Annotated in this window: 11 protein-coding genes; all 11 read left to right on the forward strand. The window is 49.6% G+C overall.

Annotated features, from left to right (window positions below; translation table 11 throughout):
- The first annotated feature begins 6 nt into the window (after positions 1 to 6).
- The 11 genes from NNL21_RS21025 to NNL21_RS21075 all read left to right on the forward strand — a co-directional run bounded on the left by NNL21_RS21025 (position 7) and on the right by NNL21_RS21075 (position 16,097).
- The gene (locus tag NNL21_RS21025; protein ID WP_204819932.1) at positions 7 to 1,812 is read left to right on the forward strand and encodes a cache domain-containing sensor histidine kinase; all 1,806 of its coding nucleotides are present in this window, start codon (positions 7 to 9) and stop codon (positions 1,810 to 1,812) included.
- 70 nt (positions 1,813 to 1,882) lie between these two features.
- Entirely contained in the window at positions 1,883 to 3,259 is a 1,377-nt protein-coding gene (locus NNL21_RS21030; RefSeq protein WP_204819933.1) for an ABC transporter substrate-binding protein, read from the forward strand.
- 248 nt (positions 3,260 to 3,507) lie between these two features.
- Entirely contained in the window at positions 3,508 to 4,941 is a 1,434-nt protein-coding gene (locus NNL21_RS21035) for an ABC transporter substrate-binding protein (RefSeq protein ID WP_204819934.1), read from the forward strand.
- A 119-nt stretch (positions 4,942 to 5,060) separates the two neighbouring features.
- Positions 5,061 to 8,030, forward strand: coding sequence for an extracellular solute-binding protein (locus NNL21_RS21040; protein ID WP_204819935.1), 2,970 nt, complete (start codon positions 5,061 to 5,063; stop codon positions 8,028 to 8,030).
- Positions 8,031 to 8,052: 22 nt separating this feature from the next.
- Positions 8,053 to 9,003: a carbohydrate ABC transporter permease gene (locus NNL21_RS21045; protein WP_204819936.1), complete on the forward strand. Its 951-nt coding sequence runs from the start codon at positions 8,053 to 8,055 to the stop codon at positions 9,001 to 9,003.
- A gap of 21 nt (positions 9,004 to 9,024) precedes the next feature.
- Positions 9,025 to 9,879 carry a carbohydrate ABC transporter permease gene (locus NNL21_RS21050; protein WP_256555375.1) on the forward strand — a complete coding sequence of 285 codons (855 nt, stop codon included), beginning with the start codon at positions 9,025 to 9,027 and terminating at the stop codon, positions 9,877 to 9,879.
- Positions 9,880 to 9,891: 12 nt separating this feature from the next.
- Positions 9,892 to 11,313, forward strand: a complete 1,422-nt coding sequence (locus NNL21_RS36575) for an NHL repeat-containing protein (protein WP_204819938.1) — start codon at positions 9,892 to 9,894, stop codon at positions 11,311 to 11,313.
- Positions 11,310 to 11,957 carry a Yip1 family protein gene (locus NNL21_RS21060; RefSeq protein WP_204819939.1) on the forward strand — a complete coding sequence of 216 codons (648 nt, stop codon included), beginning with the start codon at positions 11,310 to 11,312 and terminating at the stop codon, positions 11,955 to 11,957. Before NNL21_RS36575 ends, NNL21_RS21060 begins: the two co-directional genes overlap by 4 nt.
- A 10-nt stretch (positions 11,958 to 11,967) precedes the next feature.
- Complete coding sequence (locus NNL21_RS21065) at positions 11,968 to 14,211, forward strand: DUF5696 domain-containing protein (protein WP_204819940.1); 2,244 nt, start codon at positions 11,968 to 11,970, stop codon at positions 14,209 to 14,211.
- Positions 14,212 to 14,213: 2 nt separating this feature from the next.
- Positions 14,214 to 15,083: a carbohydrate ABC transporter permease gene (locus NNL21_RS21070; protein ID WP_204819941.1), complete on the forward strand. Its 870-nt coding sequence runs from the start codon at positions 14,214 to 14,216 to the stop codon at positions 15,081 to 15,083.
- Between the two features lie 27 nt (positions 15,084 to 15,110).
- On the forward strand, positions 15,111 to 16,097 hold the full coding sequence (locus tag NNL21_RS21075) for a carbohydrate ABC transporter permease (protein WP_204819942.1): 987 nt from the start codon (positions 15,111 to 15,113) through the stop codon (positions 16,095 to 16,097).
- Positions 16,098 to 16,311 lie beyond the last annotated feature (214 nt).

The following is a 16,311-nucleotide window of genomic DNA, read 5'->3' on the forward strand; positions in this document are numbered from 1 at the left end:
GACATCATGAGACTGTCATTCATCGAAAAGATCAAGTTCAATTCTGTTGGGATGAAGGTGTTTGGATTCTATGTGGCAAGCATGTTAGTTATTATTACGGTGATGGGTTACCTCTCTTATGATAAGTCTTCGGAGATGATGGAGAACAAAATCGGAGGCATGGTGCTGCAGAATGTCCAGCAAATGAGTAAGCGGCTCGATATCCTTCTCGAAGGATATGAGGATCGTTCCCTTCTCGTTGTTGGGAATAGGGATATTCAGAAGCAGCTTATAGGAGATTTCAAGAATGAGGCGGAGCGCATTCAGAACAATAATACCAATACAGCCTTCCTATCTAATCTGGTTAATTCCAGGAATGATATTAATAATATTTATTTGCTGAGCGAGAACGGCTTCTCCTATCGTTATTCGCCCAAGGATTCCTTCCCGGTCTATAATCCATATCCGTTTGGCCACTTCACAGAAAGCTGGTATAAACAAATCCGTCAGGCCGACGGTAAAGTCGTTTACTTTGGGATCGTTCCTTCCCTAGTAGCTGGTCCAAACTCGCAGCCCGTATTCAGCTTTGGCCGAACTCAGAAAAATCTAAGCGGCCGCGGCGAAATCATTGGCGTGCTGTTATATGAGATCGATCCGGCCGAGATCATGGGTATGCTAGCAGAAATCGATTATGACGGGTCGGGCATGAATGTCATTGCCGATGAAACGGGCCGGATTATTGGCGATAAGGATGGTTTTCTCTTATCCAGCATGCTTGATGTTCCTTTAAATCAGGAGCGCCAGGGAATCTCCAGCCAATCCATGGAGGGGGAAGAGACGCTGGTGGTCTACAATCGGTTAGAAACGAATAAATGGACGTTAGTCGGCATGCTGCGGGGCTCCGACTTAATGAAGGAAGCCAAAAATATCCGTTGGTACATGCTGACGCTTGGCGTTGTGTTCTCCTGTATCGGTATTTTGTTTGCCATTATTATCGCGTCTACCGTTCATCGGCCGCTTCAGAAGATGATTCATGCCATGCGTAAAGCCAAGAAAGGCGATTTTGACATTCGCGTCATGGACAAGCGTGAGGATGAATTCGGCTATTTGTTCATTCATTTCAACGAGATGGTTGCGCGCATTAAGGAATTGATCAATGAACTCTACGTGCAGAAGCTATTGAAACAGGATATTCAGCTAAAAATGCTGGGATCGCAGATTAATGCTCATTTTCTGTATAACACCCTTGACTCGGTACATTGGATTGCCCGCATCCATAAGGTCGATGACATCAGCACGATGATCTTCGGGCTGTCCAAGTATTTGCGCCTAAGTCTCAATGAGGGCAAGGATGAGGTGCTGATCAGCCAGGTTGTGCATCTGATCGACAGTTATATTATGATCCAGAAGGTCCGGTACCAGGATAAGTTTTCCCTCCACGTGAATGCAGACGAATCACTGATGGATTATAAGGTGCTTAAATTTATTTTTCAGCCGATTGTGGAGAATGCGATCTATCATGGGCTGGAGAAAAAGTCAAGCAAGGGACGGCTCGATATCGCGTTTATGAAGGATGGCAGCTGCCTGAAGTTCGTGGTGGCGGACGATGGCGCGGGAATTGAGCCGGATAAGCTGTCGGAGCTGAAGCTTATTCTGCGTGGGGATCATCCCGAAGAGGACCGTAATTTCGCGCTGCGAAATATTAATTCGCAAATAAAAATTGCTTATGGCATGCAGTATGGGATTGAGATTGAAAGCCGTTATGGGGAAGGAACCAAGGTTACGATGACGATTCCGCTCCTAAAGAGAAATCATGCCCAGCATGTCAGTTGAATGAATAACTCCGTGTGTTGGCATGTGTAAAATGATTACACGAGAATGTTAAAGGAGGGGTTAGGAAACGATGAAAGAGCTTTTGATTCGTATGCAGAAGCCTGTTCTTTTCACACTTGTTCTCATGATAGCCGTAATCATGTTATTGAACGCCTGTGCTAGCAGAGGAAACATGTCCAATTGGGAAGATAACACGAATATACAAGAAAATGCTGCGAGCCATTCGAAGCAGGAAGGAGCTCCGGTAACGATTAGTTTCTGGTTCCCATGGGTTGGCGGATTTCAGCAAGAATTTTACGAAACGGTCGTGAAGGCGTTCGAAGAGGCGAATCCGGATATTAAAGTTCAAATGACCTTCGTTGAGAATTCGGATAATTCACAAGCATCCGATAAGCTGTTAACGGCCATTGCAGGAGGCATAGCTCCGGATGTAGCCATGTTTGACCGATTTCTAGTAGGGGAATGGGCAGCGATGGGGTCGATTGAGGACTTGTCTAGTTATGCGATGGATGATGACATGGTTAGTATTTACTACAAGGGGGCTTGGTCGGAGACGCAGTACAATGGCAGAACCTATGCCCTCCCATGGAATATGGATAGCCGTGCCATGTTCTATAACAAAACGATGATGAAGGAGGCCGGTCTCGATCCGAACAAGCCCCCGACAACCATCGCCGAGCTGGACGCCATGGCGGAGAAAATGTTCAAGAAAGACAGCAATGGAGCTTACAAAGAAGTGGGGTTCATACCGTGGATGGGCCAAGGCTTCTTGTATACGCATGGCTGGAACTTCGGGGGGGAATGGGAGAGATATGGAGAGCTGACGCCTAACGATCCACAAATCGTCAAGGCCTTGGAGTGGGTGCAGGGCTATGCGAGGAAATATGACTCGAAGAAGCTGGTAAGCTTCTTGGATACGATGAGGCAAACCGAGGGAAATGCGTTCAAGGCCGGCAAAGTCGGGTTTGTCTACGAGGGCAATTGGCTGCTGAATAATATGGAATCCGTGAATTTCGAGTGGGGGGTCGCGCCGATGCCTACAGAAAGCGGCGACCAGTCGGTTACATGGTCGGGAGGCTGGTCTTTCGTTATACCCAAAGGAGCGAAGAACAAAGATCAGGCGTGGAGGTTTATTAAATTTATTGCGGGCAAAGAGGGTTCGCTCCTATGGGGAGGCCGTTCAGCCAATAAGAATGACCTGACCTGTATTCCGGAAGTGAATGCACAGCTTGGCTTTGATAAGAAGGACAATTTGAAGGTCTTCACGGGCTTGCTTGAGCAGGCTCATATTCGTCCCGTTACGCCAGTGGGCGGGTACATGTGGGACGAGATGTATCGTGTGCAGAAGCTAGCCATCAATATGCAAGGCGACCCGAAGCAGCTCCTGGATGCCATGAAGAAGAGCATCGACGTCGAGCTGGCCCAGGTCATGGCTGGAGAACGCTAGACGAAGGCTGCCTTTGCAAGGTGTTCAATAGAATCGTAGAAGTGTCTGTCATCTCATGATAGGCACTCTTTTTGCTGTGTCTATAGGCAATCGCGCCGCCCGAGGATGGTGTCCGCCGCTCCTACGCTATGAAGCAAAAATACTACACTAAATACAAAGTTAGTCACATTACCGCCTCCTATAAAAGCGTTTACACTAAGAAAGTGTTGCGAATCCCCATTAAAAACTAGTTAAAGGGAGGCTTGAAAGTGGAGAAAAGGAGCAGGACAGGCACTCTATATTTGAAAAAAGGAATGATCAAGTATTTCGTAGCCGCACTATCGTTATGTTTGGTATTAACAGGCTGCGGGGGCTCGAATGGAGAGAACGGAACGAACAAGCCGGGTGCGAATAACATAACAAGCGAAGGCAACACGAATAAAGAGAACACGGACACTGGGGCAAAGAACAGCGATACGGACAAGGGCAGCGGGGAGAAAGTAACGCTTGAGCTCTGGGGCTGGAGCGGCAAGTTCCAGACGGATTTCACGAAGCTCGTCATTAGCGAATTTGAGAAAGAGCACCCGAATATTAAAGTGAAATATACCGTCGACCAAGGGGGCACAGACAAGCTGACGACGCTGATTGCCGGCGGTACGCCTCCGGATGTAGCCATTCTCGACCGCTTCATGGTCGGACAATGGGCGGCTAAAGGCTCACTGGAGAGCTTGCAGCAATTCGTCGATATCGATGACGAAGTAAGCGCTGACGATTATTATCCCGGCCCCTGGGCGGAAGCGAATTACAAGGATCAACTCTATGCATTGCCGATGAGTACGGACAACCGGGCGATTTACTATAACAAAACGTTAATGAGGGAAGCGGGTCTTGATCCGGAGAAGCCGCCGCTAACGATTACAGAATTGGATTCGATGGCGGAGAAGATATTCAAGAAAACAGCCAATGGCAGCGGCTATGAACAGGTCGGCTTCATTCCTTGGATGAATCAAACCTACTTGTACACGCAAAGCTGGAATTTCGGCGGGGAGTGGATGAAGGGCGAGGAATTAACGCCAAACGATCCGCAAATCGTGAAAGCGCTCGAGTGGATGGTAGGCTACGCCAAAAAGTACGACATGGCTAAAATTAATAAATTCAACGACGTCATGGGCAAAACCGGCATCAATCCGTTCTGGACGGGCAAGGTTGGATTCGTTGTGGACGGCAACTGGATCTTGAATGATTTGACCAGCAATGCAAAAGTAAAGCCGACATTCGAGTGGGGAGTAGCACCGATGCCTTCCGCGGACGGATATCCTCAAACGACTTGGGCGGGCGGCCACTCCTGGGTCATGCCGAAGGGAGCCAAGCATCCGAAGGAAGCATGGGAGCTCATGAAGTTTATCGGCGGTTATAAAGGCACGCTGCTCTGGGCCAAGCGGGCGGATGCAGGCAACGATATTTCGGCTATGCCGGCGGTTAATGACGAAATGAAGATTTCAGATAATCCGAAGCTCAAGGTATTTGTCGATTTGATGCCTGTGGCGCATTATCGCCCCGTTACCCCTGTAGGTCAAAAGCTGTGGGATGAAACCTTCCGCGTACAGGACTTGGCCTTGAATGGAAAGGGCGAGCCGAAGAAGCTGCTGGATGAAGTGAAAAAGAATGTGGATAACGAGCTCAAAAAACTAGAATCCAAATGATCAAGGCGAAACGGCTTGAATAAGGAGAGGGGCAGGAACAGCCTGCCCCCTTCCTATGAACACATAAGCGCAGCATAAGGGACATCCTGATGAATTGAACGACAAAGAGGTGACGGTGCTTGAAATGGCGTTGGAATGATGCAATAAAGTGGAAGAAAGTCATACTTATATCGATCACTTTTCTTATTCTATCGATGACCTTCGGTGAAAGCTTTCATTCGTATGCCAACGAACGTTTGCGGGACCGCAATCAGAATCAAGGCGTTACGCTGGCGAATGACCAACTGTCGATTAACAGTATTTTGGAACCGACTTATGCAACAACGTTAGCCGGATATAAGAAAGAGGGCTATCAGCCGGCCGATCAACCGGAAATCGTGATGAAGGCCGATCAGCACTCGGCATTCGGAGGCACGGAGCCGGTCACGGAAACGGTAGATGGTCTTTCCGCACTTGTATGGGACAGCACGACCCCATGGATGGAATGGTCGGTAGATGTTCCACAGGACGGTCTTTACAATCTTGCCTTACGCTATTATCCGTTGTCGGGAAAAAGGCTGCCGATTCAACGGGAGCTGCTTATTGACGGAGAAAGTCCGTTTCGCGAGGCGCAGCGTATCTATTTCTTCCGCAACTGGGTCGATAGAGGTGATCCGGCCCAAAACAATCAGGGAGATGATGTAAGACCCAAGCAAATCGAGAAGCCGCAATGGTTGGACCTTTCGGTCGCGGACGGGAACGGTCTATATCCGGAACCCTTCCAATTTTATTTGACGGCGGGTAAACATGTCATTCGAATGAATTACTTGGTTGAACCGATAGCGATCGACGAGATCCGGTTAACGGCACCGGAGCAATTGCCAAGCTATGCGGAAATGGAACAAACCTATACCGAGCAGGGCTATAAGCCTTCCCAGCAGGTCAATGTGAAAGTGCAAGCGGAGAATAATCCGATGAAATCCGATCCGACGATCCGCAGAGAATCGAACGGCGATCCATTGATGGAGCCGGCAGGCGATGGACGAATCCGGCTGAACGCATTTGGCGACTGGCGCTGGAGGAAAGGCGGTCAGAAGGCATCATGGACGTTCTCGGTTCCGAAGGACGGGTTGTACAAGATCGGCCTGAAATTTGGACAATGGTGGGGCGATGGACTTCCGTCTTATCGTCAAATTCTTATAGATGGGAAGGTTCCGTTCAAAGAGTTGGAACAGTACCCCTTTTCCTACTCGCGCAACTGGCGAATTGAAACGCTGCATAAAGACAATGAACAAACGGGTGAAGCCGACCCGATGCTTCTATATTTAACGGAAGGCGAGCATGTGATTACGATGATCGCCCAGGTCGGACCGTATCAATCGATTATTGAAGCGTTGACGGCTGATACCCAGAGGCTCTCCGATTTGTACAGACGCATTATTATGGTCACGGGACCGACTCCGGACCCCAACTTCGAATACGAGCTGGGCAAGAAGGTTCCAACACTTATTGACGACTTGAAGATCATTGCGGACGGTTTGCTCGTCCAGATGGATGCGCTCAATGCCCTCTCGGATGTTGAACCGAGCACCGTGAACAGTCTGCGGATGATGAATCATACATTCGAGAAAATGATCCGCAATCCCGACATTATACCAAGACAATTATCGGAGCTCAGCAACAGTCAAACGAGCTTGAGCACACTGCTGATGGGCTTGCAGAATGTGCCGCTTGTCCTGGATTACATCCTGGTCAGCTCTCCGGATACGAAATATCCGAAGGTGAAGTCGAATGTATTCCAAAAATCCGTCAGCACGTTCAAAAATTTCATGGCTTCCTTCACGAAGGATTATACGGGCGTAGGCAGCGTCTATGACAAAGAGACGGGCCGGGAAACGGAACCGGTTATCGAGGTTTGGGTATCCCGGGGCAAAGAGTGGGCGGAAATTATGAAGGAAATGGCGGAAGAAGATTTTACGCCTAAAACCGGCATACGCATTAACATCAATACACTTCCGGCCGGCCAATTAAACTCGGGCTCCGTCAATACGCTTCTGCTGGCGGCAAGCTCCGGCAGAGCGCCGGATGTGGCAACTGGCGTCGATGCGCATCTGCCCGTTGAGTTTGCGATTCGGGATGCATCTGTCGATTTAACGCAGTTTCCCGATTACGAAGAAGTGAGCAAACGTTTCCTTGCGGGCTCGCTAATTCCTTTTAAGTATAATGGCGGGAACTATGCGCTGCCGGAAACGCAGGATTTCAATTTATTGGTCTATCGGAAGGATATCTTGAAGGAGCTGGGCGTCAGCATCCCGCAGACGTGGGACGAAGTTTACGCGATGCTGCCGATTCTGCAGCAGAACGGGATGCAAATGTCCTACCCGATCACGCAGCTTGGGTTTATGCCATTTCTTTACCAGAATGGCGGCGAGTACTACAAGGAGAACGGAACGAAGTCGGCGCTGGATTCGCCGGAAGCCTTCCAAGCCTTCACGGAATGGACGGAGCTGTATACCAATTATAAATTTCCGGTAATGGCAAACTTCTTCAACCGGTTTCGTACGGGGGAAATGCCGATCGGGATCGTTGATTATGTCACCTATGTGCAGCTCTCAACGGCAGCGCCTGAACTTATCGGACGTTGGGGCGTCTCTCCGTCTCCCGGTCATAAGAAGCCCGATAACACGATTGACCGTACGACCGGAGGAGCGGTGCAATCCGTTGCCATATTCAAGCAATCGAAACGTCAGAAGGAAGCTTGGGAATTCTTGAAATGGTGGACGAGTACGGAGATCCAGCTGCAGTTCGGCCAAGAGCTGGAGGCGCTGCTCGGCGTTGAAGCCCGCTGGAATACGGCGAATATGGACGCATTATCGCAGCTGCCATGGCCGGAGGACGACCTCAAGGCATTGAAGGACCAATGGAAGTATTACAAAGAGCAGCCGTATGTGCTCGGTGGATACTTCACGGGTCGGAACATCGATAATGCCTGGAACCGCGTCGTTCTGGGCGGCATGAATATTAGAGAATCGCTGGAGAAGGGCATTAAGGATATTAACAAGGAGCTTGACGCCAAACAGAAGGAATTCGGGTTCATTCCGAAAAATTAGGGGCGGCGGAAGGAGGAGCAGTATGCAAAGCAGCGTGGAGGTTAATAGGCCGCTTCAGCTGGCACCAGAGAAGGTAAGTCGTTTCAAAATGACTAATACGAGGAAGAGGGCTGTACTCGGTTATTTGTTTCTTAGCCCTTTCCTCATTCTCTTCATCGTCTTCACGGTCATTCCCGTCCTGCAGTCGGTCTATCTCAGCTTTACCTATTACAACATGCTTCAACCGGCGAGGTGGGTAGGCTTATCCAATTACAGCGTCTTATTTCTGGAAGACGACATCTTTCTCACATCACTCAAGAATACGTTTATCTTTGCTGTCATCGCCGGGCCGCTAAGCTATTGCTTATCCTTTATGCTCGCGTGGGTGATCAATACCTTGAAGGCCAAGATGATCTTCTCGCTGGCCTTCTACGTTCCGTCCATTACGAGCGGAATCGCTTTATCGATCGTCTGGCTCTACATATTCTCCGGAGACCGCTACGGGTTATTGAATAATGTGATGCTGAATTGGGGCATGATCAGCGAGCCGATTCTCTGGAATACGGATCCGGATACAATCATGCCGGTCATCATCGTCGTCTCCTTGTGGATGAGCATGGGAACGGGTTTCCTGGTATTCCTTGCAGGGCTTCAGAATGTATCGCCCGAGCTGTATGAAGCGGGCGCCATTGACGGGATCTCCAGCCGGTTTCAGGAGCTGTGGCATATTACGCTGCCTCTGATGAAGCCGCAGCTGCTGTTCGGCGCGGTTAATGCCATCGTGGGCGCCTTCGGGGTGTTCGACATTGCCGTAGCCATCTCCGGCATGCCAAGCCCGAACTATGCGGGGCACACCATTATTGCGCATCTGTTCGATTATGCCTTTATCCGGTTCGAGCTGGGATACGCATCGGCCATTGCCGTCTTCCTGTTTTTAGTGACGCTCGGCTTAGGCCGCATCGTTATGCGATTATTATCGTCCAAAGATCAATAAAGGGGGCCAAAGGACGTGACGATGAGCTTTACGAAATTTGTTGCCCGCTTCAACAGGGGATTGTTATACGCGTTTATGATCGCTTTGGTCGGATTTACGGCCCTGCCTATCGTATATATGGTTTCGACGGCTTTTAAACCGCTCGACGAGCTCTTCCTGTACCCGCCGAGATTCTTCGTACAGAAGCCGACCTTACGCAGTTTCTTTGATCTGCTAACCGCGACGGACAGCTCCATCGTCCCGTTCTCGCGGTACATATTCAATAGCTTGTTCGTCTCTGTTGCTGTCGTGTTTTCCAGCTTGGTCGTATGCTGCTTGGGGGCCTATGTACTATCCAAGTTCAAGCCCCCTGGTGCCGGCTTCATCTTCGCTGTTATCCTGTCTGCACTGATGTTCTCGCCGCAGGTGACGCAAATTCCGACCTATATGATTGTATCGAGCTTAGGCTTGGTCAACACCTATTGGGCGTTAATTCTGCCGAAGATCGCCGTGGCCTTCAACATCTTCCTCATGAAGCAATTCTTCGATCAAATTCCCGATGCCTTGATTGAGGCTGCTCATATCGACGGCGCATCGGACTGGAAGATCTTCTGGAGGGTCGTTATGGCAGTAAGTAAGCCGGCTTGGGCAACCTTAATCATCTTCTCGTTCATCGGGAACTGGAATGATTATTTCTCGGCGCTCGTGTTCACGACGAGCGAGTCGATGAAGACGCTGCCGCTGGCGATCCAGACGCTGGCCGGGGGACCGGGCGTTGTTGCGCGGACGGGGGCGCTGGCTGCCGGTACGTTCTTAATGACGCTTCCTCCGATATTAATCTTCCTGATGTTCCAGAAGCTGGTTATGAATACGATGGTTCATTCCGGGATCAAATAGGGGGCGGACAAGGTGTATAAACGAATAACAGCGGGTATCATCGGCAGTCTGCTGTTTCTAATCTGCAGCTTGCCTGTCCATGCTCTCCCGCAAATGTCCTATACGCTCGATCCGATGTACGGCTATCGGATGCCGATTCCACTTACCTATACGGTAGAAAAGGTCATCCTGGATGTAGGCGAGCCCGGACTTAATAAACCGAGCGACTTGTTTATTGACGAGAAGGGGCTCTTATACATTGCCGACACGGATAATAATCGGATTGTGAAATTGGACGGCGAAGGGAAAGTATTAGGCATCTTCGGCAAAGAACAAGGCGTTGAGCTGAGTAGACCGAGCGGGATCTATGTCGATAGCCTGGGTCATATGTTCGTAGCGGATACGGGCAGCGGCAGAATCATCCATCTATCTCCGGAGGGAGCATTCATCGAAGAATTCGTCAAGCCGAAATCTTCCTTGCTGAGCGAAGATTTGGACTTTTCCCCGGACAAGGTCATTATGGATCGGCGCGGCTATCTGTATGCGCTCAACAAGAATGACTACAGCGGCTTCATGATGATCGACGCGATGAATCAGTTCCGCGGTTACATCGGCGCCAATCGCGTTCCATTCGATTGGACGAAGCTTATCATCCGATTATTGGCAACGCCGGAGCAGCGGGAACAGCTGAACAATGCGGTTCCTCAGCAAAATTCGAATATCACGTTGGACAGCAAAGGGTTTATCTATACGCCTACGGTTCTGATCGACGCCGATCAGATCAAGAAGTTCAACGCCATGGGCGAAAACATCTACAAGAAGGCATTCTTCGGAGAATCCTCGATCGACAGCGGAACATTGGAGGTTCCTTATTTCGTCGATATGGCCATTGATCAGTTTGGGGTTGTGAATGCGCTCGATGCGATGTCGCGGAAGATCTATCAATACGATCAGGAAGGCAATTTGCTAGCCGTATTTGGCGGTCAAGGCGATGTGAAGGGGCGCTTCGAATACCCGACGAGTATCGTCATCGATAAGGATGGCAAGATCTACGTGCTGGACCGGGACCGGAATAACATTCAAATTTTCCAGCCGACACGGTTTGCGGAATTGGTCCACCAGGCGAGCCAGCTGCACTTCAACGGGCGTTACCAGGAAGCGATGGTACCTTGGAAGGAAGTGCTGAAGATCGATGAGAACTACCCGCTCGCCCACCGCGGCGTGGCGAAAGCACTGATGAAGGAAGAGAAGTGGAAGGAAGCGATGAGGGAATTCAAGCTGGGCAATGACCAAGAAGGATATTCGCTCGCTTTTGCCGAGTACCGGCATGATATTATGCGTGAATATCTGGGCTGGCTTATCCTTGCAGCCGTTCTCATTATAGTCGCCATTTACTTCATCATCAAATTCATGATTCGTATCACCAATACCGTCATAAGGAGGTATGGCTATTGAACAGAGCAGCGGAAATGAAACAGACAGGACTGCGGTCTCTGCGGCTTGGAATAGCAATACTGTTCCATCCTGTGGACGGTTTTGAGGAGCTGCAAAAAAACAGATATCTGCTCTCTGCATTCGTATTGATCCTTCTGACCATAAGCGTCAGAATCATCACGATCTATATGACAAGCTTTCATATTACGTCCCTTCAGCCGAAGGATGCCAATTTGAATTTGGAAATCATCCGCTTTGTCGTGCCGTTGATATCAGGTGTTATTGCATGCTACTTAATAACGGCGATTATGGACGGCGAGGCTTATTTCAGCCAAGTACTGACCGCGATGTCTTACGCCCTGATTCCATACATCGTATTTTCAATCCCTCTGGCTGCGGTCTCATTGGTCATGTCGAGAGGCGAGCTGGGTCTGTACAACAGCATCAATACGATTATATGGTTATGGGTCGCCTTGCTCATCTTCATTCAACTGAAGGTGCTGAATGATTATTCTTTTAAGAAAGCGGTCGGCGTCCTTCTCTTGTCTATCTTTGCGTTTATTATCTTCTGGGGGACGGTCGGGCTTGTCTTCGCCCTGTCGAACCATGTTCTTCAATTTGTAAGTGAAGTGGCCATAGAAATTAGATACTTACTGGATAATTGAGGGGGGTACCATGAAAACGAGACTCGCCAAGCGATGGATCTACTATTTAACCGTCAGTGTAATCATTGTTGCGCTCGTGCTTCTGGTCTTACCCTCCTTGCAAAGGGCCATTGAACGGGCAAAGGAAGAAATGAGGCCGAATAAGAACCAAGTCGTGGAGGGTGGGGAGGAACCGGCTGCAGAGGAGGGAGGGCAGCCGCAGGAGCCAAGCAGCTATGAGAAGATTGCCGAGACCGATCGTCTTGAGCTGCTGTTCCGATCTTCCGATTCCGCCATCGTGGTCATCGATAAGAGCAACGGATACCGGTGGGAATCGGCAGTCCCGCTCCAGGATGTTGAAACGAACGGGAATGAACTTTGGACAGCCAGCAGTCAGTCGATCTTTCATCTGACCTACACAGATCCCAATTTGCCTGCTCTGGAAACGCAGGAAACGAACTTCGTTCTCGAGCAGCCGAAGATGACGACGACTTCGCTGGAGAACGGGATATCGGTCCGTTATGAGCTGCCCCGGCTGAAAATCAGCTTCGACATGAGCTTTCAATTGAAGGGGAATGCCTTAGAGGTTACCGTACCCGGTCAATCGATCCAGGAAGGGAAGGATAACTGGCTGATGGCGATCTCTCCGCTTCCATTCTTCGGGGCGGCATCCGATCATGATAAGGGGTATGCGGTCTATCCCGACGGCCCGGGCGCGCTGTCCTACTTTAAGACGAACCACCCGAATTATTTGAATCCCTATCGTGCCAGCGTATACGGTGCGGATACGATTACATTCAACTATTTCGGACGGGAACAGAATGCGATGCTGCCGATATTCGGCCTGAAGGTGAGCGATAATGCTTTTATGGGGGTCATCACACACGGTGAATATGACGCGAATATTCTCTATTCGCCCAGCGGCTATCTGATTAATTTGAACCGCGTATCATCCGAGCTTGTCTACAGGCGCGAGTATGAAGCGGTCAAGAAAGACGGCAATTTAACGAAGAAGCCCGAGAAGGATCTGATCCGGGAAGACCATACCATCCGCTACGTCTTCTTCAGCGGCAATGAAGCCGATTACAGCCACATGGCTTCCGCCTACAGGGAGTACTTGGTGGGTGAGCAAGGGGTGGTTCCGAAGGTTAAGAAGGGTGAAGCGGTCCCTTTTGGACTTGATTTGCTCATGGGCATTAAGAAAGATCAGATCTTGATCGATCATTACATTCAAACGACGACATATCCGCAAGCGCAGGAAATCATGGAGGACCTCAGCAAGCGCGGGGTGCAATCGATCTCGGCTAATCTGCTTGGCTGGACGGGTGAAGGTTACTTGAGCTATCCGTCCGGGTATAAGCCTTCCCGTAAGCTGGGCGGCACTGGCGGGCTTGCGAAGCTAAGCGAGTATGCGAAGGAGAAGAACTATCAGCTGTTCCTGCAGGACAACTATGTCGAGGCATGGAAGGGCAACGACGGGTTCTCGTCGCGTAATGACGTCGTTGTCGGCGCCAATCATTTTGTCGTCACCGACCGTTATAGTGAGCTCTTCTACTTAAATGCAGGCAAGCAAAATGCGCAATTCCAGAAGAAGGTGCTAAATCCGCTGAACAAGCTGGATATTACCGGCATTAACTTCGATGGCATCGGCTATCAGCTCTACTACGATTATAATGAAGACTTCCCGCTGACGCGCGGGGGAACGGCCAAGCAATGGACAGAGATGATGGAGAAATCGGTCGAACAATTCGGCGGTGCGGCCTCTATTGGAGGCAACGGATACAGTCTGAAAAATTCCTCCCGTCTATTCGGCATACCGATGGAGGACAGTGGTTTTTTCTTTACCGACGAGACGATTCCTTTCTATCAGATGGCGTTGCACGGCGTTATTCCTTACTCGGGCGATCCGCAAAATTTATTCTATGATCCGCAGCTGCAGTATCTCAAGATGGTGGAATACGGCTATATGCCTTACTACCAATTAACGATGAACTACTCTGAGGATCTGAAGGATACCTACTACAGCGATTTGTTCAGCTCGGCTTACAGCAACTGGGTGGATCAGGCGGTCACATACTATAAAGAGATGAACGACAAGCTGAAGCCGGTATGGTCGCAGACGATGAAGGAGCACCGCAAGCTGCAGGATGATGTCTATGAGGTTGTGTACGAGGATGGTACTCGCGTCATTGTCAACTATACACCGCGTGAGGTAAGGATCGATAATCATCTTGTTCCGGATAAAAACTTCATCGTGGTGCCGAAGGGGGGATGAGCATGAGAGGGAAAAGTTTGAGTCTGGAAAGAAAAAAAATGCTGGCAGGCTATGTTTACATCGCTCCATGGGCGATCGGTTTCGTATTGTTTATGCTCTTTCCCTTGATCTACTCCCTTTGGTTAGCCTTCCATGAGGTTGTTGGCGTCGGTAATTTCGACCTGGAGCCCGTTGGCTGGGGGAATTTCAATAAAGCGTTCGTACTGGATACCCAGTTCATTCCTTTGTTTATTTCGGTAGTACAGGATGCGGTCATCAATACCCCGCTTATCCTGGTTTTCTCCTTGTTTATCGCGATCTTATTGAATCACAAGATCCGCGGGCGCGCATTCTTCCGCGCAGCGTTCTTCCTGCCCGTATTAATCGGTTCAGGCCTTGCGATGCAGCAGCTGCTGTATGCAGGTGTCGGCAAAGACACGCTGGTCAACGGAATTGGCGTTCCGCAAGAAGTATTTCTGTATATGGGCCCGACATTCTCACAGATCGTCTTTGATATGTTAAGCAGGCTTACCGTGGTCTTCTGGAAGACGGGGGTACAAATCCTGCTCTTTCTAGCCGGCTTACAGGGCATCTCCCTGTCGCTCTATGAATCCGCAAGATGTGACGGAGCAACGGAATGGGAGATGTTCTGGAAAATTACGCTGCCGCTTATCTCGCCGATCATCCTGCTAAATCTGGTTTATACGTGTGTGGATTCCTTCACGGATATCAATAACAGGATGATGATCTATATCAAAGATACGGCCTTTACGAAGATCGAGATGGGCTACGCGTCCGGTATGGGGTGGATCTACTTCTTGTTTATCTTCCTGCTGCTCATTCTCGTATTTGTTTCGACCAAACGCTTGGTAGTATACACAGGTGAAAAATGAGAATGAGAAGCAAGGAGGTAGTGCAGCATGAAATCGATTCCGATTTCAAGGTCTAAGCAGCGTATGGCCGAGCAACCCAAAAGCATCGCGAGCAGAACGAAAGCGTTAAGAAATAATAGCCTATTAAGCCGAGTCAGCAGCAGAAGCCGCTGGTTCGCATTAATCTACCGTATCTTCGTCTATGTGATTCTGATTGATTTGGCCTTTGTCTTTCTCTATCCGTTTATCTATTTGATTACGACCTCGCTCAAGCATCCGGTGGATCTGATGGACTTCACGATCAAATGGATTCCGACGAGTCTGGCGTGGGAAAATTTCTACTACGGCATGAAAGGGCTGCAATTTTGGACACATTTCAAAAACTCGGCCTTGATATCCGTGTTGAGCGTGGTCGGTCAAGTGTTATCCTGTTCCTTTGTCGCCTATGGCTTCGCGCGTATTAAGTTTCCCGGACGAGAGGCCCTGTTCGTGATGTGTATGTTCACCATGATCATTCCTCCGCAAACGATCATTGTGCCTTTGTTCATGCAGTACAAGACGATCGGATGGCTGGATAGCATGCTGCCGCTTATTGTTCCTGCTTTCTTCGCTAATGGGCTAAGGGGAGCATTATTCATCTTCATCTTTCGCCAGCTGTTTCGCGGACTTCCGTGGGAGCTGGAGGATGCGGCGAGGGTGGATGGCTGCGGAAGCTTCCGCGTATACTGGAAGATTATTCTGCCGCTTACGCCGCCCGCGATTGTCGTCACGACGCTGCTTTCCATGGTCTGGCATTGGAATGATTTCTTCGAGCCTTCAATCTTTCTGACATCGGAGGAGAAATTCACTCTTCCAATGATGCTCCCGCGGCTCTACCAATCGCTGGATACGTTAACGGGCAGCAGCTTTGAAGTATTTAGTCTACCTGTCGTAATGGCCGCTACTTTCCTTGCGCTGGTTCCGATGCTTCTTGTGTACCTGTTTCTACAGCGGTATTTCATTCAAGGCGTGGAGCGTTCCGGGTTGGTAGAGTAGGCGGAAGCAATCACAAAACTAAGTTTATGCTTACGAAGCGAGTTTTCAATTCGCTCCTTCGGGAGCGAGGCATCCACAAAACTAAGCAAATGCTTACGAAGCGAGTTTTGTTTTAATCGCTCCTACGGGAGCGAAGCAATCATAAAACTAAGCCTATGCTTACGATGCGAGTTTTGTTTTAATCGCTCCTACGGGAGCGAAGCAATCATAAAAC

The organism is Paenibacillus mendelii (genome assembly GCF_024498075.1).
In the GTDB taxonomy this organism is placed as follows: Bacteria; Bacillota; Bacilli; order Paenibacillales; family Paenibacillaceae; genus Paenibacillus_Z; species Paenibacillus_Z mendelii.